Source organism: Staphylococcus devriesei, from assembly GCF_002902625.1.
Classification (GTDB): domain Bacteria; phylum Bacillota; class Bacilli; order Staphylococcales; family Staphylococcaceae; genus Staphylococcus; species Staphylococcus devriesei.
The window spans coordinates 14,051-32,915 of record NZ_PPRG01000050.1 but is presented as its reverse complement, the minus strand read 5'-3'; the positions used below and the strand labels follow the sequence as shown (position 1 = coordinate 32,915).

21 protein-coding genes are annotated in these 18,865 nt (G+C 34.2%); 19 read left to right on the top strand and 2 right to left on the bottom strand.

Annotated elements, in window-relative coordinates:
• Window position 1 precedes the first annotated feature (1 nt).
• The 9 genes from rpsK to rpsI all read left to right on the top strand — a co-directional run bounded on the left by rpsK (window position 2) and on the right by rpsI (window position 6,602).
• Entirely contained in the window at window positions 2–391 is a 390-nt protein-coding gene (gene rpsK, locus CD147_RS08200; protein ID WP_001829725.1) for a 30S ribosomal protein S11, read from the top strand.
• 82 nt (window positions 392–473) lie between these two features.
• Window positions 474–1,418 carry a DNA-directed RNA polymerase subunit alpha gene (locus CD147_RS08195; protein WP_103166921.1) on the top strand — a complete coding sequence of 315 codons (945 nt, stop codon included), beginning with the start codon at window positions 474–476 and terminating at the stop codon, window positions 1,416–1,418.
• A 21-nt stretch (window positions 1,419–1,439) separates the two neighbouring features.
• Complete coding sequence (gene rplQ / locus CD147_RS08190) at window positions 1,440–1,811, top strand: 50S ribosomal protein L17 (RefSeq protein WP_011275144.1); 372 nt, start codon at window positions 1,440–1,442, stop codon at window positions 1,809–1,811.
• 414 nt (window positions 1,812–2,225) lie between these two features.
• Window positions 2,226–3,038: an energy-coupling factor transporter ATPase gene (locus CD147_RS08185; protein ID WP_103166920.1), complete on the top strand. Its 813-nt coding sequence runs from the start codon at window positions 2,226–2,228 to the stop codon at window positions 3,036–3,038.
• A complete protein-coding gene (locus CD147_RS08180) occupies window positions 3,035–3,898 on the top strand; it encodes an energy-coupling factor transporter ATPase (protein ID WP_103166919.1) in 864 nt (287 codons plus the stop codon). The genes CD147_RS08185 and CD147_RS08180 overlap by 4 nt, the downstream gene beginning before the upstream one ends.
• Window positions 3,888–4,694 carry an energy-coupling factor transporter transmembrane component T family protein gene (locus CD147_RS08175; protein ID WP_103166918.1) on the top strand — a complete coding sequence of 269 codons (807 nt, stop codon included), beginning with the start codon at window positions 3,888–3,890 and terminating at the stop codon, window positions 4,692–4,694. Before CD147_RS08180 ends, CD147_RS08175 begins: the two co-directional genes overlap by 11 nt.
• A gap of 4 nt (window positions 4,695–4,698) precedes the next feature.
• Complete coding sequence (truA, locus tag CD147_RS08170; protein ID WP_103166917.1) at window positions 4,699–5,502, top strand: tRNA pseudouridine(38-40) synthase TruA; 804 nt, start codon at window positions 4,699–4,701, stop codon at window positions 5,500–5,502.
• 250 nt (window positions 5,503–5,752) lie between these two features.
• Window positions 5,753–6,190: a 50S ribosomal protein L13 gene (gene rplM / locus CD147_RS08165; RefSeq protein ID WP_070442762.1), complete on the top strand. Its 438-nt coding sequence runs from the start codon at window positions 5,753–5,755 to the stop codon at window positions 6,188–6,190.
• Between the two features lie 19 nt (window positions 6,191–6,209).
• Window positions 6,210–6,602, top strand: coding sequence for a 30S ribosomal protein S9 (gene rpsI / locus CD147_RS08160; protein WP_216081180.1), 393 nt, complete (start codon window positions 6,210–6,212; stop codon window positions 6,600–6,602).
• A 171-nt stretch (window positions 6,603–6,773) separates the two neighbouring features.
• Here rpsI and CD147_RS08155 read toward each other — a convergent pair whose 3' ends face one another.
• Window positions 6,774–7,538 carry an NAD-dependent protein deacylase gene (locus CD147_RS08155; RefSeq protein ID WP_267919628.1) on the bottom strand — a complete coding sequence of 255 codons (765 nt, stop codon included), beginning with the start codon at window positions 7,536–7,538 and terminating at the stop codon, window positions 6,774–6,776.
• 257 nt (window positions 7,539–7,795) lie between these two features.
• Between CD147_RS08155 and CD147_RS08150 the strand changes: the two genes are divergently transcribed.
• From CD147_RS08150 to CD147_RS08110, 9 genes are all read left to right on the top strand, one after another.
• A complete protein-coding gene (locus CD147_RS08150; protein WP_103166915.1) occupies window positions 7,796–8,551 on the top strand; it encodes a DeoR/GlpR family DNA-binding transcription regulator in 756 nt (251 codons plus the stop codon).
• A 246-nt stretch (window positions 8,552–8,797) separates the two neighbouring features.
• On the top strand, window positions 8,798–9,226 hold the full coding sequence (gene lacA / locus CD147_RS08145) for a galactose-6-phosphate isomerase subunit LacA (protein WP_103166914.1): 429 nt from the start codon (window positions 8,798–8,800) through the stop codon (window positions 9,224–9,226).
• Window positions 9,227–9,241: 15 nt separating this feature from the next.
• On the top strand, window positions 9,242–9,757 hold the full coding sequence (lacB, locus tag CD147_RS08140) for a galactose-6-phosphate isomerase subunit LacB (RefSeq protein ID WP_103166913.1): 516 nt from the start codon (window positions 9,242–9,244) through the stop codon (window positions 9,755–9,757).
• 13 nt (window positions 9,758–9,770) lie between these two features.
• Window positions 9,771–10,703, top strand: a complete 933-nt coding sequence (locus CD147_RS08135) for a tagatose-6-phosphate kinase (protein ID WP_103166912.1) — start codon at window positions 9,771–9,773, stop codon at window positions 10,701–10,703.
• A gap of 3 nt (window positions 10,704–10,706) precedes the next feature.
• Window positions 10,707–11,684 (top strand): tagatose-bisphosphate aldolase, encoded by a 978-nt coding sequence (gene lacD, locus CD147_RS08130; protein WP_103166911.1) that lies wholly within the window; start codon window positions 10,707–10,709, stop codon window positions 11,682–11,684.
• 22 nt (window positions 11,685–11,706) lie between these two features.
• Window positions 11,707–12,021 (top strand): PTS lactose/cellobiose transporter subunit IIA, encoded by a 315-nt coding sequence (locus CD147_RS08125; protein WP_103166910.1) that lies wholly within the window; start codon window positions 11,707–11,709, stop codon window positions 12,019–12,021.
• A 5-nt stretch (window positions 12,022–12,026) separates the two neighbouring features.
• Complete coding sequence (locus tag CD147_RS08120) at window positions 12,027–13,775, top strand: lactose-specific PTS transporter subunit EIIC (RefSeq protein WP_103166954.1); 1,749 nt, start codon at window positions 12,027–12,029, stop codon at window positions 13,773–13,775.
• A gap of 16 nt (window positions 13,776–13,791) precedes the next feature.
• Window positions 13,792–15,204, top strand: a complete 1,413-nt coding sequence (lacG, locus tag CD147_RS08115; RefSeq protein ID WP_103166953.1) for a 6-phospho-beta-galactosidase — start codon at window positions 13,792–13,794, stop codon at window positions 15,202–15,204.
• Window positions 15,205–15,738: 534 nt separating this feature from the next.
• Window positions 15,739–16,536, top strand: a complete 798-nt coding sequence (locus tag CD147_RS08110; RefSeq protein ID WP_233649282.1) for an alpha/beta hydrolase — start codon at window positions 15,739–15,741, stop codon at window positions 16,534–16,536.
• Between the two features lie 171 nt (window positions 16,537–16,707).
• Here the strand turns inward: CD147_RS08110 and CD147_RS08105 are convergent, their stop codons facing one another.
• Entirely contained in the window at window positions 16,708–17,709 is a 1,002-nt protein-coding gene (locus tag CD147_RS08105; RefSeq protein ID WP_103166908.1) for an LLM class flavin-dependent oxidoreductase, read from the bottom strand.
• A 131-nt stretch (window positions 17,710–17,840) separates the two neighbouring features.
• Between CD147_RS08105 and CD147_RS08100 the strand changes: the two genes are divergently transcribed.
• Window positions 17,841–18,845 carry an NADP-dependent oxidoreductase gene (locus CD147_RS08100; RefSeq protein ID WP_103166907.1) on the top strand — a complete coding sequence of 335 codons (1,005 nt, stop codon included), beginning with the start codon at window positions 17,841–17,843 and terminating at the stop codon, window positions 18,843–18,845.
• Window positions 18,846–18,865 lie beyond the last annotated feature (20 nt).

Sequence of the window (18,865 nt, the reverse complement as noted above, 5' to 3'; positions counted from 1 at the left end):
AATGGCTCGTAAACAAGTATCTCGTAAACGTAGAGTTAAAAAGAATATTGAAAATGGTGTAGCTCACATCCGTTCAACATTCAACAATACAATCGTAACTATCACTGATGAATTTGGTAATGCTTTATCTTGGTCATCAGCAGGTGCATTAGGTTTTAAAGGTTCTAAAAAATCAACACCATTCGCAGCGCAAATGGCTTCTGAAACTGCTTCAAAAACAGCAATGGAACATGGATTAAAAACTGTAGAAGTAACAGTTAAAGGACCTGGACCTGGTCGTGAATCAGCTATCCGTGCTTTACAATCAGCTGGTTTAGAAGTAACTGCAATTAGAGACGTTACTCCAGTACCACATAACGGTTGTCGTCCACCAAAACGTCGTCGCGTCTAATTTTTTAAGTTTGTTATTGTTACAGGTCACTGAGCGAAACAGTTTAAAATTAAGTCGACGTAATTAAGGAGGATTTTTGCAAATGATAGAAATTGAAAAACCTAGAATTGAGACAATTGAAATTAGTGAAGATGCTAAATTCGGTAAGTTCGTTGTTGAACCACTTGAGCGTGGCTACGGTACTACACTAGGAAACTCCTTACGTCGTATCCTACTATCTTCATTACCAGGTGCAGCCGTTAAGTACATTGAAATCGAAGGTGTTTTACACGAATTCTCAGCTATAGATAACGTTGTTGAAGATGTTTCTACAATTATTATGAACATCAAAAAATTAGCGCTTAAGATCTATTCTGAAGAAGATAAAATATTAGAAATCGATGTTCGAGATGAAGGCGAAGTAACTGCAAGTGACATTACTCATGATAGTGATGTTGAAGTTCTAAATCCAGAACTTAAAATCGCAACAGTGTCTAAAGGTGGACATTTAAAAATTCGTCTAGTTGCTAATAAGGGTAGAGGTTACGCACTAGCAGAACAAAATAATACTAGTGATTTACCAATTGGTGTAATTCCTGTTGATTCACTATATTCACCTGTAGAACGTGTAAACTATACAGTTGAAAATACACGTGTAGGTCAAAGTAGTGATTTTGATAAATTAACTTTAGATGTTTGGACTAATGGTTCAATAACTCCTCAAGAGTCAGTATCATTAGCGGCTAAGATCATGACTGAACATTTAAATATTTTTGTAGGTCTTACTGATGAAGCACAAAATGCTGAAATCATGATTGAAAAAGAAGAAGACCAAAAAGAAAAAGTACTTGAAATGTCTATTGAAGAATTAGATTTATCAGTACGTTCATACAACTGTTTAAAACGCGCAGGAATCAATTCTGTTCAAGAATTAGCTGACAAATCTGAAGCTGATATGATGAAAGTGCGTAATTTAGGTCGTAAATCTCTTGAAGAAGTTAAATATAAATTAGAAGATTTAGGATTAGGTTTAAGAAAAGAAGATTAATAAGTTAAAGGAGGTCAACTCATGGGTTACAGAAAATTAGGTCGTACTTCTGATCAACGTAAAGCTATGTTACGTGACTTAGCTACTTCACTTATCGTTAGTGAACGCATTGAAACTACAGAAGCTCGTGCGAAAGAAGTTCGTAGTGTTGTTGAGAAATTAATCACTTTAGGTAAAAAAGGAGATTTAGCTTCTCGTCGTAATGCTGCTAAAACATTACGTAACGTTGAAATTTTAAACGAAGACGAAACTACACAAACTGCACTTCAAAAATTATTCGGTGAAATTGCTGAACGTTATACAGAACGTCAAGGTGGTTACACTCGTATTCTTAAAGTAGGTCCTCGTCGCGGAGACGGTGCTGAATCAGTTATCATCGAATTAGTAGATTAATTCAACTTATAAATACACTTACTACTTATATCTAAAGCAAATGAGTGCAACGATAATGTCTGCCACATACAGATATTGTCTAGCTCAGAGTGCCCCATCAATTAAATATTATCAAAAAGCGTGAACTCAACTAAAATATGATGGGGTGCGCGCTTTTTTAGTTTTAAAGTAAGTTACGTGTTTAGTATCTTACTTTAAAATGTATTATAGATTTTAGGAGATAAATCCTAATCCATAGGCGTAGAGAAGATTCAATGCGAATACTCTCTACGCCTCATTTTATATAAATGTTTCATATTATGGCTCCATGTATAACATTAAGTCATCGTTTGAAGCGCAATCTCTTAACACAGATATACAGAATGTTAATTATCATGTAAAATATATAAGTAAATTATTTTAGGAGGGAACATCGTGGAGGCTAATCAATTAACTATTATAGAATTAAAGAATATTGACTTTCAGTACCAAGAAGACGCAGCCTTCACTCTTGAAGATGTTTCTTTTAAAATACCTAAAAATCAATGGATCTCTATTGTTGGTCACAATGGTTCAGGCAAATCTACTATTGCGAAACTCATCGTAGGGATTGAGACGGCTACTAAAGGACAAATATTTTTTGACAACATGCCAATTACACCTGACAATCTTAAAAAAATACGTAACCATATAGGTATTGTTTTTCAAAATCCGGAAAATCAATTTGTGGGTTCCATCGTTAAATATGATGTGGCGTTTGGTCTAGAAAATCATTTAGTCCCATATGAAGAGATGCAGGAAATTGTGGCTCAGTCCTTAAAAGACGTAGGAATGACTGATTATGCTGAATATGAGCCACAGTCGCTCTCAGGTGGTCAGAAACAACGTGTAGCGATTGCAGGTGTCTTAGCGCTTAGTCCTACTGTAATCATCTTAGATGAAGCAACATCGATGCTTGACCCTCAAGCTAAGCAATCACTACTTGAATTAATACGTAAAGTAAAGAAGCATAAAGACGTTACGATTATTTCTATCACACATGACCTAACTGAAGCTATGGAAGGCGACCACATCATAGTGATGAACCAAGGGAAAGTCTTTAAAGAAGGTAAACCTGAAACGATTTTTAAAGATATTGATAGTTTGAACAATATTGGGTTAGACTTACCTTTCTCTATGAAAATGAACCAACTCTTAGGTTTTGATGATCAATACACTACCTATGAAAGGTTGGTAGATAAATTATGACTATTACTTTTAACGATGTTTCTTATACCTATCAAAAAGGCACGCCCTATGAATATGAAGCTTTAAAACATATCAACCTTACAATAGAACAAGGAAAATATTATGCGATTGTTGGACAGACTGGTAGTGGAAAGTCTACGTTAATACAACATCTCAATGGACTACTAAAACCCACACAAGGTAGTATTGAGCATGATGATATAACTATCGTAGCCAAAACAAAAGATAAGTATATACGTGCTCTCCGTCAAAATGTAGGTTTAGTATTTCAATTTCCAGAGTCTCAATTATTTGAAGATAATATTGAAAGAGAAATTGAATTTGGACCTAAGAACTTTGGTATGGATGTTGAGAAAGTAAAAGCACGTGCATTGGACTTGTTTATTGAACTAGGCTTCCCTAATAATATTATGGACTTATCACCATTTCAAATGTCTGGTGGGCAAATGCGTAAAATAGCTATTGTCTCAATACTTGCAATGGACCCAGATGTAATCATTCTAGATGAACCTACTGCAGGTCTAGATCCCAAAAGTCGTCAACAAGTAATGAAATTATTTAAAAAAGTTCAAAAAGAACATCATAAAACCATTATCCTAGTTTCACATGATATGAACGATGTCGCTAATTATGCTGAAGAAATTATTGTTATGAAAGAGGGAAGCGTTTTAGAACAAGTTTCCCCTAAACAATTATTTAAACAAGCTAGTCGACTCGAAGAATGGCATATTACTTTACCAGACATCGTTCAATTACAACGTGATTTTGAAGATAAATATCATACTAAATTAAAAGATGTAGCATTAACTGAAGAGGAATTTGTAACAATGTATCGGGAGTGGCAACATCATGAAGAATAAACTCATTATTGGTCGTTATTTGCCTAATGATTCAGTCATACACAATTTAGATCCTCGTGGCAAAGTGATATTTGTATTTCTATTTATTATTCTTATATTCTTTGCTCACTCATTTGCAACATTCGGTTGGATTCTATTACTTATTCTGTCATTCATGATGCTAGCCAAAATTAAATTTTGGTTTCTAATTAAAGGATTAACGCCAATCTTTATCTTTCTAATCTTTACCTTTTTAATGCATGTATTTTTTACTCATGGTGGTACGAGATTAGTAGATTTCGGTTTTATTAAAATAGATAGTATTGGTATATTAGAAGGCATCTTTATTTCATTGAGATTAATTACAATAGTAATGATAGCTACGATTATGACGCTCTCAACGAGTCCTATAGATTTAACTGATGCATTTGAGAAACTTATGACCCCACTTAAATGGGTTAAAGTACCTGTTCATCAATTAAGTATGATTATGTCGATAGCTTTAAGATTTATCCCAACGTTAATGGATGAACTAGATAAAATTATCTTAGCTCAAAAATCACGTGGCTCTGAAATTAGTTCAGGAAGTTTAATGACACGTATTAAAGCATTTCTACCTCTTATGATTCCATTGTTTATTTCTGCTTTTCAGAGAGCAGAGGAATTAGCAATTGCGATGGAAGTAAGGGGTTATGATGCGGATACTCAAAGAACAAGTTATAGAAAGCTAGAATGGCGTTTAAATGACACAATGTGCTTATTAAGCATCATACCTATAGCTATTGTGCTATTTGTACTAAAATATATTGGAGTGTAATAGAGTGCGTATACTAGTTAATATCTCATATCAAGGTAATCAATTCCTTGGTTTTCAAATTCAACAACAAGGACGTACTGTACAACAACAATTCGAGAAAATTTTAAAGCGTATGCATCGTCGTCATGTTCGCATTCATCCATCAAGTCGTACAGATCGGGGTGTTCATGCTTATGAACAGTATTTTCACTTTGATACTGACTTGAACATTGCGCCGAAGCAATGGAAGTATGCAATGAATAGTGCGTTACCTGATGACATCTATGTTAACGATGTGGAAGAAGTTAGTGATGATTTTCATTGTCGCTATGACTGTGTAGGTAAAACATACCGTTACAAAGTTTATCAATCTGAACATCGGAATCCTTTTGAAAGTGGTTTAAAGACATTTATTAAGGAAGATTTAGATTTAGATCGAATGAATCAAGCAGCGCAATACTTTATTGGCACACATGATTTTACTGGATTCTGTTCTCAGAAGACAGAAGTGGAAAGTAAGGAACGTACATTGTATCAAAGTGAGATTATTAGAACGGAAGAAGGCTTTGATTACATCGTTACAGGTTCCGGATTTTTATATAATATGGTCCGCGTACTTGTAGCATTTTTAATTGAAGTTGGAAAAGGGAAGCGTCAACCAGAGGAAGTACAGCAACTTCTAGTAGAGAAGAATCGAGACAACGTTCCCTTTACAGCACCGGCAGAAGGTCTTTATTTAGAAAAGATTTATTTAGACCCAGAAGCTTTAGTTCAAGACTTTGGAAGCGATATAAAAATTCATCGTAAAAAATCATTACAAAATGACTGATTTGCATTGACAAAACCCTTGATAAAATATAACATAGTTAACGGTATTGTTTTATATCACCCCATGATAAGCCCCGGAAACTTATTATGTTACAAGATATATAAGCAGATTATACAGGAATAAAATAAATGAACATTTACGCTTTGAAATCGTAACAGAAATACCGGATTGTAGATTTCATCTGTAGGTTCGACTGCAATGAACATCTACAATCTAAGACGAAGCATTTATTTTTAGGAGGACAATTATTATGCGTCAAACATTTATGGCAAATGAATCAAACATTGAGCGCAAATGGTATGTTATTGATGCTGAAGGCCAAACATTAGGTCGTTTATCATCAGAAGTAGCATCTATCTTACGCGGTAAAAATAAAGTAACTTATACACCACACGTTGACACTGGTGACTATGTAATCATCATCAACGCTTCAAAAATCGAATTAACTGGTAAAAAAGAATCAGATAAAATTTACTATCGTCACTCAAATCACCCAGGCGGTATCAAATCAGTAACTGCTGGTGAATTAAAACGTAATAACCCAGAACGTTTACTTGAAACTTCTATCAAAGGAATGTTACCAAGCTCACGTTTAGGTGAAAAACAAGGTAAAAAATTATTTGTATACGGTGGCGCTGAACATCCACACGCTGCACAACAACCAGAAAACTACGAGTTACGTGGTTAATTAGAAGGAGGAAATTACATTGGCACAAGTTGAATATAGAGGCACAGGCCGTCGTAAAAACTCAGTAGCACGTGTACGTTTAGTACCAGGTGAAGGTAATATCACTGTTAACGAACGTGACGTACGTGACTACTTACCATTTGAATCATTAATCTTAGACTTAAACCAACCATTCGATGTTACAGAAACTAAAGGTAACTACGATGTATTAGTAAATGTACACGGTGGCGGTTTCACTGGACAAGCTCAAGCTATCCGTCATGGTATCGCTCGTGCATTATTAGAGGCTGATCCTGAATACAGAGGTTCTTTAAAACGCGCAGGTCTATTAACTCGTGACCCACGTATGAAAGAACGTAAAAAACCAGGTCTTAAAAAAGCACGTCGTTCACCACAATTCTCAAAACGTTAGGTTGCAGCTGTTGCAAGTTTACTTGCTTACAGATGGAGTCCGCAAATTGCGTCAGCAATTTGTGTTCAACTAAATATACGTTTACAACACTTCTTGGAATCTTTCAAGGAGTGTTTTTTTATCACACAAAAATAAGCTAGTGGCTTCATCACCACTAGCTATTGATCTTTATTAATTTTTAAAGACTTCTTGAACTACATCCGTCATGTCTTCATTAATGACTAAGCTTGCATCTCTATCGTAAGGAGTACTATCGCGATTGATGATAACTAAGTTATCGCCTGTAAAGTTTGAGATAAATCCTGCTGCAGGTTGTACTACTAATGATGAGCCTAAGACAATCACTGTATCTGCTTTTTGAATTTTATCAAGCGCTCTAAACACGGTAGGTTGGTCTAACATTTCTCCATATAAGACAATATCAGGTCGAATGACGTCACCACATTTTTCGCAATATCTTAACTCATGTTTCATCACATATGATTTAGAATACTGCTCGTTACAGCTAATACAATAGAAACGATTAAGCGTACCATGAATTTCATCAACATTCTCACTACCTGCATCTTCATGTAAGCCATCAATATTTTGAGTAATGACGCCTAATGATTTGCCTTCTTTTTCTAATGTAGCAATCCATTCATGTACAACATTTGGTTTTTTATCTGCCACGAGTAAACGTTTATGATAGAAATCGATAAAACTTTCTTTGTCATCATTCAAATGATCAATACTTAATAAATATTCTGGTGAATAACCATCCTTAGAGATTTCATCAAAAAGGCCACCCATAGAACGGAAATCCGGAATACCACTGGCCACAGAAACACCTGCTCCTGTAAAGAAGACAATGCGATTTGATTTGTCTACAATTTCTTTTAATTGTTCAATTTTATTTTCCAAAATTAACACCTCGTTAGAACGATTTAAATCCATAATTTAATAAACTGTATCTATGTTATACGTATATTTCTATTACAACATACATTTAAGCATATTTACTAGATTTTCATATTAAATACATTTATTTAAATCTCTCTTTATGTCGATATAGTAATAAATTATTAGAGTTCAGTCGTTTAATAGTATAAAATTGATTTGTGCGTAAAAATTTAGGAACTAAGACATTGAAGTTTCGAAAACATTTTCAACAAATAAATTAATCATTATAGATGAGGGGAGTGACAATTAAAGTGAATAAATATGATCGTTTAGATGAAATCATCAAGCTTGTAAACCAAAAAGGAACAGTAAGAACAAATCAAATCGTTGAAGAATTAAATGTGTCGGATATGACTGTACGACGTGATTTAGCAGAGTTAGAAGAAAAAGGTTTACTTACTAAGATACATGGAGGAGCTAGAAGTAACTCAGTATTTCAATTTAAAGAGAAATCACATCAGGAAAAACACACCCATAATATTGAAGAAAAACGACTTGTTGCACGTAAAGCAGTAAATCTTATTGAAGAAGGAGATACTCTCTTTCTAGGCCCGGGTACAACAATTGAATGTTTAGCAGAATTGATAGACCATAAATCGCTAACAATTATTACCAACTGTTTCCCAGTATTTAAGATATTATTTGAGAAAAGATCGCTAGACTTTAAAGTATATCTATTAGGCGGAGAAATGAGAGAACTCACAGAATCGTTTGTCGGGGAAATGACAAATACACTACTTAAAACGAAAAATTTTAGTAAGATGTTCTTTAGTTGTAATGGAGTCAAAGAGGCTAATGTATTAACTTCAACAATTGATGAAGCATATACGCAACAACTGGCATTAGAACGTTCTGTTGAAACTTATTTATTAATAGATGATTCAAAAATTGGTAAAGAGGACTTCACCGAGCTTTGTAAATTAGATGATTTAACTGCGGTTATTATCGACAATAATGAAAAAGACAATATGCAAAAATTAAAATTACATACAGAAGTAATATATTAAAATTATAGATAAATCTCGAGATTGTTTGAAACTAAACAATTTCGAGATTTTTTAGTTTATAAAAGTTTATTTAAACATAATCTTTTATTATTTTGTTTAAAACAACTAATTATCAAACAACTTTAGAACATTTAATGTTGATTATTTGTTTATTTATGTTTATAATTTAAGCGTAAAGATTTGAAAGCGCTTTTCCATATAAAAGAAATATATGTGAAAATCGTTCAACTAAAAAGGAGAATGACTATGACAATTATTATTGGTTCAGATGAAGCTGGCAAACGACTCAAAGATGTTGTTAAAGCCTTTTTAAAAGAAAGTAATCACGATGTACTAGATGTAACTGAAGGTAAAGAATTAGATTTTGTTGATTCAACTTTAGCTGTCGTTAATGAAGTGCAAAAAAATGATGAGAACTTAGGTATCGCCATTGATGCGTATGGTGCTGGTAGTTTCATGGTTGCTACAAAAGTAAAAGGTATGATTGCTGCTGAAGTTTCAGATGAACGCTCAGCATACATGACACGTGGTCATAATAATGCACGCATGATTACTATGGGTTCAGAAATTGTAGGAGATACATTAGCTAAAAATGTAACAAAAGAATTTGTGAATGGTCATTACGATGGTGGACGCCACCAAATTCGCGTAGATATGTTAAATAAAATGTGTTAATTGGAGGAATAAATAATGAAAATTGCAATTGGTTGTGACCATATTGTTACTGACGTAAAAATGGAACTTTCTAAACATTTAAAAGAAGAAGGATACGAAGTAATAGACGTAGGAACTTACGACTTTACACGTACCCACTATCCTATTTTTGGTAAAAAAGTAGGCGAAACAGTTACTAGTGGCAAAGCAGACTTAGGTGTTTGTATTTGTGGTACAGGCGTAGGTATTAGTAACGCTGCTAATAAAGTGCCTGGTGTTAGAACAGCTTTAGTAAGAGATATGACTTCCGCGTTATATTCTAAAGAAGAATTAAATGCGAATGTGGTTAGCTTTGGCGGGGCAACTATCGGTAAGTTATTACTCTTCGATATTGTTGACGCGTTTATTAAAGCTGAATACAAACCAACTGAAGAAAATAAAAAGTTAATTGCTAAAATCGAACATTTAGAAGCACATGATGATAAACAAGCAGATCCACATTTCTTTGATGAATTTTTAGAAAAATGGAACAAAGGTGAATATCACGACTAAGGGTGGGTCAACAATGATTCTAACATTAACTTTAAATCCTTCAATAGACATTTCTTATCAGTTAGATAATCTCAAACTTGATACTGTTAATAGAGTAACCAATACGAGTAAAACTGCAGGTGGTAAAGGTTTAAACGTTACACGTGTGCTAGCAGAATTTGGCGAAGAAGTGGTAGCTAGTGGTTTCTTAGGTGGAAAATTAGGTGAATTTATTGAGCAACAGCTAAATAACAATAATATCCATCATTCATTCTTCAAAATTGAAGGTGAAACAAGAAACTGTATAGCCGTACTACACCAAGGTCAACAAACTGAAATATTGGAACAAGGTCCAACGATTTCAGAAGATGAAGCATATAACTTTGAAATTCATTTAAACAAGTTATTTAAAGACGTACAAGCCATCGCCATGTCAGGTAGTTTACCTAAAGGATTAAACTCAGACTATTATGCAAAGATTATTCAATTAGCGAATGATAAACACATACCAACAGTGTTAGATAGTTCTGGTCAATCGCTTATGGATGTCTTGTTAAGTGAAACAAAACCGACTGTTATTAAACCTAATATCGACGAACTTTCTCAATTACTTCAAACGAAAGTAACACCTGAAATTGAAAGTTTAAAAGAAGCGGTTAATCAACCTATTTTTGAAGGGATAGAATGGATTATCGTTTCATTGGGTGGCGATGGTGCGTTCGCTAAACATAATGAGACATATTATAAAGTAAACATTCCTACTATTGAAGTAGTTAATCCGGTAGGCTCTGGAGATTCAACAGTGGCAGGTATTACATCGGGATTAGTTCATCATGATTCTGATAAGGATTTACTTAGAAAAGCTAATACGTTTGGCATGCTAAATGCAATGGAGAGCCAAACTGGTCATATTAATTTAAATAAATTTGACGAAATTTTCCAAAAAATTGAAGTTATAGAGGTGTAAAACATGACAAGATCACAACAAAAAGTAGCGTCAATAAATCAATTAAGCAATAAAGACGGTATTATTTCAGCATTAGCATTCGACCAACGTGGCGCGTTAAAAAGAATGATGGCTGAACATCAAGCAGAAGAGCCAACTGTAGAGCAAATTGAAAAATTAAAAGTATTAGTTTCTGAGGAACTAACTCAATATGCTTCTTCAATATTATTAGATCCTGAATATGGTTTACCTGCTTCTGACGCACGTAATAAAGATTGTGGGTTATTACTTGCCTATGAAAAAACAGGCTATGACGTAAATACAAAAGGACGTTTACCAGATTGTTTAGTTGAGTGGTCTGCTAAACGTTTAAAAGAACAAGGTGCAAATGCGGTTAAATTCTTACTTTACTACGATGTTGATGACGCCGAAGAAATCAATGTTCAAAAACAAGCGTACATTGAGAGAATTGGTTCTGAATGTGTCGCAGAAGATATTCCATTCTTCTTAGAAGTTTTAACATACGATGATAATATTCCGGATAATAAGAGTGCTGAATTTGCGAAAGTAAAACCTCATAAAGTGAATGAAGCGATGAAATTGTTCTCAGAAGAAAGATTTAATGTCGACGTACTTAAAGTAGAAGTACCAGTTAACATGAATTATGTAGAAGGCTTTACAGATGGAGAAATTGTTTACAGTAAAGAAGAAGCGGCACAACACTTCCGTGATCAAGATGCTGCAACGCATTTACCATATATCTACCTAAGTGCTGGTGTAACAGCAAAATTATTCCAAGAAACTTTAAAATTTGCTCATGAGGCTGGAGCTAAATTTAACGGTGTACTTTGTGGCCGTGCAACATGGTCTGGTGCGGTAAAAGTTTATATTGAACAAGGTGAAGAAGCAGCACGTGATTGGTTACATCAAGAAGGATTTAAAAATATCGATGAATTAAACAAAGTGCTTACAACTACTGCTACTTCTTTGCAGTCTAGATAAATTATAAGAGGAGGGATCTGTTATGAATAGAGAAGAAGTCCAATTACTTGGGTTTGAAATTGTAGCTTATGCAGGGGACGCACGTTCTAAATTATTAGAAGCGTTAACTGCTGCTAAAGATGGTGAGTTAGATAAAGCAGAACAACTTACTGAAGAGGCAAATGAATGTATTGCTAACGCGCATAGAGCACAAACAAGCTTATTAGCAAAAGAAGCACAAGGCGATGATATTGCATACAGCGTAACAATGATGCATGGTCAAGACCATTTAATGACAACATTATTATTAAAAGATTTAATGAAACACTTAATAGAATTATATAGAAGAGGAAGTTGACACCTATGAATAAGTTAATTGAATGGATTGAAAAAGGAAAGCCGTTCTTCGAAAAGATATCGCGTAATATTTATTTAAGAGCAATTCGTGATGGATTTATTGCAGCAATTCCAATCATCTTGTTCTCAAGTATATTTATTTTAATTACTTATGTACCAAACGTTTTCGGATTTACATGGAGTAAAACTATGGAAGGTATATTGATGAAACCATACAATTACACAATGGGAATTGTTGGTTTGATTGTTGCCGGTACTACAGCCAAGTCATTGACCGATTCATTCAATCGGAAGTTAGACAAAACGAACCAAATTAACTTTATTTCAACAATGATGGCTGCAATGGCTGGGTTCTTATTCTTAGCTGCTGACCCAGTTAAAGATGGAGGATTTTTAAGTGCCTTCCTAGGAACTAAAGGCTTATTAACAGCATTCTTATCTGCATTTGTGACTGTAATCGTTTATAACTTCTTTATTAAACGTAATATTACAATCAAAATGCCTAAAGAAGTTCCACCAAATATTTCTCAAGTATTTAAAGATATTTTCCCGTTATCTGCAGCAATTTTAATTTTATATGGATTAGACTTGCTTTCTCATGCTTTAGTAAATACAAATGTTGCTAATGCAGTATTAAAATTATTTGAACCATTATTTACTGCAGCAGACGGTTGGGTTGGTATAACAATTATCTTTGGTGCCTATGCGTTCTTCTGGTTCGTAGGTATCCATGGTCCATCCATCGTAGAACCAGCTATCGCAGCGATTTCTTATGCTAACTTAGAAACAAACTTACACTTAATCCAAGCAGGTGAACATGCTGATAAAGTTATCACTCCAGGTACTCAAATGTTCATTGTTACTATGGGTGGTACAGGTGCAACATTAGTCGTACCGTTTATGTTCATGTGGTTAACTAAATCGAAACGTAATAAAGCAATCGGTAGAGCATCAGTTGTACCAACATTCTTTGGTGTAAACGAGCCAATTTTATTCGGTGCACCATTAGTCTTAAACCCAGTGTTCTTTATTCCATTTATTTTAGCGCCAATCGTTAACGTATGGATTTTTAAATTCTTCGTAGACGTACTTGGTATGAATAGCTTTAATATCTTTTTACCATGGACAACTCCAGGTCCATTAGGTATCGTGATGGGTACTGGACTCGCATTTTGGTCATTTGTATTAGCGATTATATTGATTGTCGTCGATGTTATTATTTACTATCCATTCGTGAAAGTATATGACGAACAAATTTTAGAAGAAGAATTAGGTAACAAAGAAGCTAACACTGAATTACAAGATAAAGTATCAGCTAACTTCAATACACAAAAAGCAGATGCTATCTTAGCTTCTGCGGGCGCTAAAGAAGCACCTCACGACACTGTATCAGATGATACTAAACAACAAGAACAAGCATCAAACAACCATATTACTGAAGAAACAAATGTCTTAGTACTTTGTGCTGGTGGTGGTACAAGTGGATTACTAGCAAATGCACTTAATAAAGCTGCAACAGAATACGATGTACCAGTTAAAGCAGCCGCAGGTGGATATGGTGCACATATGGATATTATGAAAGATTATCACTTAATTATTTTAGCGCCACAAGTAGCTTCAAACTACGAAGATATTAAGCAAGATACAGATCGTTTAGGTATTAAATTAGCTAAAACCCAAGGTGTTGAATATATAAACTTAACACGTGATGGCAAAGCAGCATTAGACTTTGTTCAACAACAATTTGAAAAATAATTTAGGAGAGAAAAGTATAATGAAAAAATTACCAGAAGATTTTATTTTCGGTGGTGCGACAGCAGCGTATCAAGCGGAAGGTGCGACTCAAAAAGATGGAAAAGGTCGCGTAGCTTGGGACACTTATCTAGAAGAAAATTATTGGTATACAGCTGAACCAGCGAGTGATTTCTACAATCGATATCCTGTAGACTTAAAACTAAGTGAAGAATATGGAGTTAATGGTATTCGTATCTCAATTGCTTGGTCTAGAATATTTCCAAATGGTTTTGGTGAAGTGAATCCAAAAGGTGTGGAATTTTATCATAATCTTTTCAAAGAGTGTCATAAACGTCACGTTGAACCTTTTGTTACATTACATCACTTCGATACGCCAGAAAATCTGCATAGCAATGGCGATTTCTTAAATCGTAAAACAATTGATCACTTTGTAGATTATGCAAGCTTCTGTTTCGAAGAATTCTCAGAGGTTAATTATTGGACGACATTTAATGAAATTGGCCCGATTGGAGATGGACAATACTTAGTAGGTAAGTTCCCTCCTGGAATAAAATATGATTTCGCTAAAGTGTTCCAGTCTCATCATAATATGATGGTAGCACATGCTAAAGCTGTAAAATTATTTAAAGATAATGGATATAGTGGAGAAATCGGTGTAGTACATGCATTACCGACTAAATACCCATATGATCCTTCTAATCCAGAAGATGTTAGAGCGGCAGAACTTGAAGATATTATTCACAATAAATTTATTTTAGATGCTACGTACCTTGGTAAATATTCTCGCGAAACAATGGAAGGCGTTCAACACATTTTATCTGTTAACGGTGGAAAATTAGATATTTCAGAAGAGGATTATACTATTTTAAATGCTGCTAAAGATTTAAATGATTTCTTAGGGATTAATTATTATATGAGTGACTGGATGAGAGGCTATGAAGGCGAATCTGAAATTACTCATAATGCCACTGGTGATAAAGGTGGTTCTAAGTATCAACTTAAAGGCGTAGGTCAACGTGAATTTGATGTAGATGTACCACGTACTGATTGGGACTGGATGATCTACCCTCAAGGTTTATACGATCAAATTATGCGTGTAGTAAAAGAGTATCCTAATTATCATAAGATTTATGTTACTGAAAATGGTCTTGGTTATAAAGATGAATTTGACGAAGAACGTAAAACAGTAGATGATGACGCACGTATTGATTATGTTAAAAAACATCTTGAAGTAATTTCAGATGCTATTCGTGATGGTGCCAATGTTAAAGGTTACTTTATTTGGTCATTAATGGATGTATTCTCATGGTCTAATGGTTATGAAAAACGTTACGGTCTATTCTATGTCGATTTTGATACGCAAGAACGTTATCCTAAGAAAAGTGCACAATGGTACAAAGAATTAGCAAAATCTAAAGAAATTAAATAATATATTTTATCAAGACCTAGGACATTTATAATAAGTGTTCTAGGTTTTTTGTGTAATAGTAAAATCTGGATGGAATATAGTGACAAAATATAATCGCTTGTATGGTTCAATTATAAATTATTAATTAATACTACGTATTGTTTGGCTCGCTTTCTTAGGGGGACTGGCTAAGCCACGGTCTTAGCCTAGCCCTCTTCCCTTAAGAGTCTCGCCAACAATACTACGTTGGTTTTTCGCAATTTTACATTTTGATATTTAAACTAATAAGATATCTTAATGTGATTTTTATAAAAGCGAAGAAATAACAATTTTTGTTTTATTTCACTAGAAATTACTAATTTTTCTTTAGTTCAAAATGTTTATTTCCAAACAGCTTTTGGTTTTTCTAGTAATCATATAATACAGATTTATCATTACATATTTTTTATGTTGGTCATATTAATTTTGGTTTATAATGAGAGAAAACTTAATTAATGGGGTACCGAATTATGGATATTAAGAAATTATGTGGGCTAGTTACGATTGTATGTAACATTGACAGGATGTCAAAGTGCACCCAATACTACAAAATCTCAGACAACAAATGAGAATGATAGAATAGCTACATTATTTATGCATGGGTATGGAGGTACGGAAAACTCTGAAAAATTTATAGTAAATCAAGCGAAGAAAAAAGGTGTTACAGATACAATCGTGACTGCCAAAGTATCTTCACTTGGCAAGGTTAGTTTTAAAGGAGACATACCTCAAAATGCGACGCAGCCAATTGTAAAAATTATATTTGAAGATAATAAAAATGGGAATATTGATCAAAATTCGACTAATATTCGAAATGTATTATTGCAGCTAAAAACAAAATACAATATTTCAAAGTATAATTTCGTAGCGCATTCAATGGGCAATCTTTCATTTGCTTATTTTATGAAAAATTTTGGGAATAATAAACAATTGCCTCAACTTCAAAAAGAAGTAAATATAGCCGGTACATACAATGGCATTCTTAATCTCAATGAAAAGGTAAATGAAATTAGCGTTGATAAAAATGGTAAGCCAAGCAAAATGAATGATAACTACAAAGAATTATTAGAATTAAAGGATGTCTATAAAGACAAACATATCGATGTGTTAAACATTTATGGGGATCTACAAGATGGTACTCATTCTGATGGCAGAGTTTCAATGAGTTCAGCGCGTTCGCTTAAATATTTACTAGGAAATAGTCCAGCTTCATATAAAGAATCAAAGTATACTGGAAAGTCAGCTCAACACAGTCAACTACATGAAAATAAAGAAGTGGCAAATGAAATAATCAACTTCTTATGGGATAAATAGACTACCTTTTTAAATTTATAAAAGAGTAGAACGTTAAAGAATTTATGTTGCAAAAAATGATTTATTTCCTCTGTAATCAGAATCTTTAGTAGAAAATATGACGAATTAACAAAATTCAAATGAGCGAAGACAAAATTTTTGGAAGGCCAATTATTTCGTCTTCGCTCTTTTTTAATGGATAGCATTAGCGACCAACTTAACTAAATTCAAACGGTTTTCTTCTCCGAATACGTGAGGTAATATCATAATTTCATCAACATCATAATCATTTTGTAAATCAGATAATTGTTGAGCAACTTCATCTGGAAGACCGCTAATAATACGTTTTTTATCTTTTGCGATTTTCTCTAATTCTCTTTGGCTATAAGTACGTTGTTGTGCCGTTTCAATGGAAGGATAACTTGGTGGTTGCTTTAAGTAATTAATACGCATTAACCACAAATGTAGAGCATCCATTAGATTATCAATCATTTCTTCATGGTCTGCAGTCACTACAAATGCAGCTATAATGACATATGGCTGTTGAGTAGCATTAGATGGATGATACTCCTCAAAACGATGACGATAGTGTTGTATAACTTTATTAAGTTGAGCGGGTGCTTGTCCCATACGTGCTACTACAAAAGGTAGACCCTTTTGTGCAGCTAACTCGGCGCTACGATCGCTCATTCCTAAAATATACATTAAGGGAGCACTCTCAATAAAAGGTGTTGCAGTCAATGACATAAAGCGATGTGGTTCTTGAGTATCATCTGCAAAGTATTTGTTTAAATCGTCAATTTGTTGAGTTAAATCGGGTTGATGTGTTTTAAATTCATTGAGTGCTTCGTTTACATTTTTAAAGCTAGGCGAACGACCTATTGCCATATCTACGCGATGAGGGTGACGTGCTTCCATAATTTTAAATTGTTCAGCCACTTTGTATGCGCTATAGTGCGGTAACATAACGCCACCGCTTCCAATACGTATAGACGAAGTTTGTTCTAACAACATCATCATTACCATTTCGGGTGCACTTGAAGCGACAGAAGGAACATGATGGTGTTCAGCTACCCAATAACGCTCGTAACCTAATTGTTCTGCAGTTTGAGCAAGTTCTACACTATGATTGAAGGCTTCTTGTGCAGAACGTCCTTCAAAGATAGGAACGTAATCAAGAAGACTTAACTTCATCGTAAATGACCTCCTTAAGAAATGAATATGTAGTATCTGATTAATTGTAATTATAGGTGGAAAGCAGGTTGATTGCGATTAAATTGTTTCGGGTACTATACTTGTAGTAAATATTGAAAGGGGTTTTTATAATGAACAATGAACAAGTGTTACTTACGCAATATCCGGAAGGTATGCCCGAAGATGATACTTTTCAATATGAAGAAACAGAATTAAAAGAACCTCAAGATAAAGAAGTCCAAGTAGAGTCTATTTATATTTCAGTAGACCCATACATGCGTGGAAGAATGTCTCAAGCAGATTCGTATGTCGAACCATTTGAAGTAGGTAAGCCAATAGAAAGTCATATTGTTGGTAAAATCATTCAATCAAAATCATCTCAATTTCAAGAAGGAGATATTGTCTTAGGAAACCTACCGTGGAAACGAATTAACACAGTGAATGAAGAAGACGTTGATAAAGTAGCGGACACAGATGTACCATTACATCTTTATTTAGGCACGTTAGGTTTAACAGGACAAACGGCCTACCATGGTTTACTTGATATTGGCCGTCCTCAAGAAGGAGAAACAGTAGTAGTATCTGCTGCTTCTGGTGCAGTCGGTGCAGTTGTAGGTCAAATTGCTAAACTTAAAGGTGCAAATGTGGTTGGTATCGCTGGTGGAGATAAGAAAGTAAATTATCTTACTGATGAATTAGGCTTTGATGTTGGCGTTGATTATAAGAAAGGGAATTTTGCCGAAGCACTTGCGGAAGCGGTGTCTAATGGTGTAGATGTTTATTATGAAAATGTAGGTGGCGAAATTGGTGATGAAGTATTTAAACACTTAAATCGTCATGCGCGTATTCCGGTTTGTGGCACAATCTCAAATTATAACAATCCAGAAGATGACCAAGGACCACGCATTCAAAGCACTTTAATTAAGAAGCAAGCTATGATGCGAGGATTCCTCGTCGCTGAGTTTGCTGATGATTTTGAAAATGCCGGCAAAGACCTTGCACAATGGGTTAAAGAAGGTAAAATAAAAACAAAAGTATCAATCGAAGAAGGTTTCGATAAATTACCACAAGCATTCCGTAACTTGTTTACTGGAGATAATTTTGGTAAGCAAGTCGTTAAAGTTTCAGAGGACTAAGATAATAATTTAATGGTAGC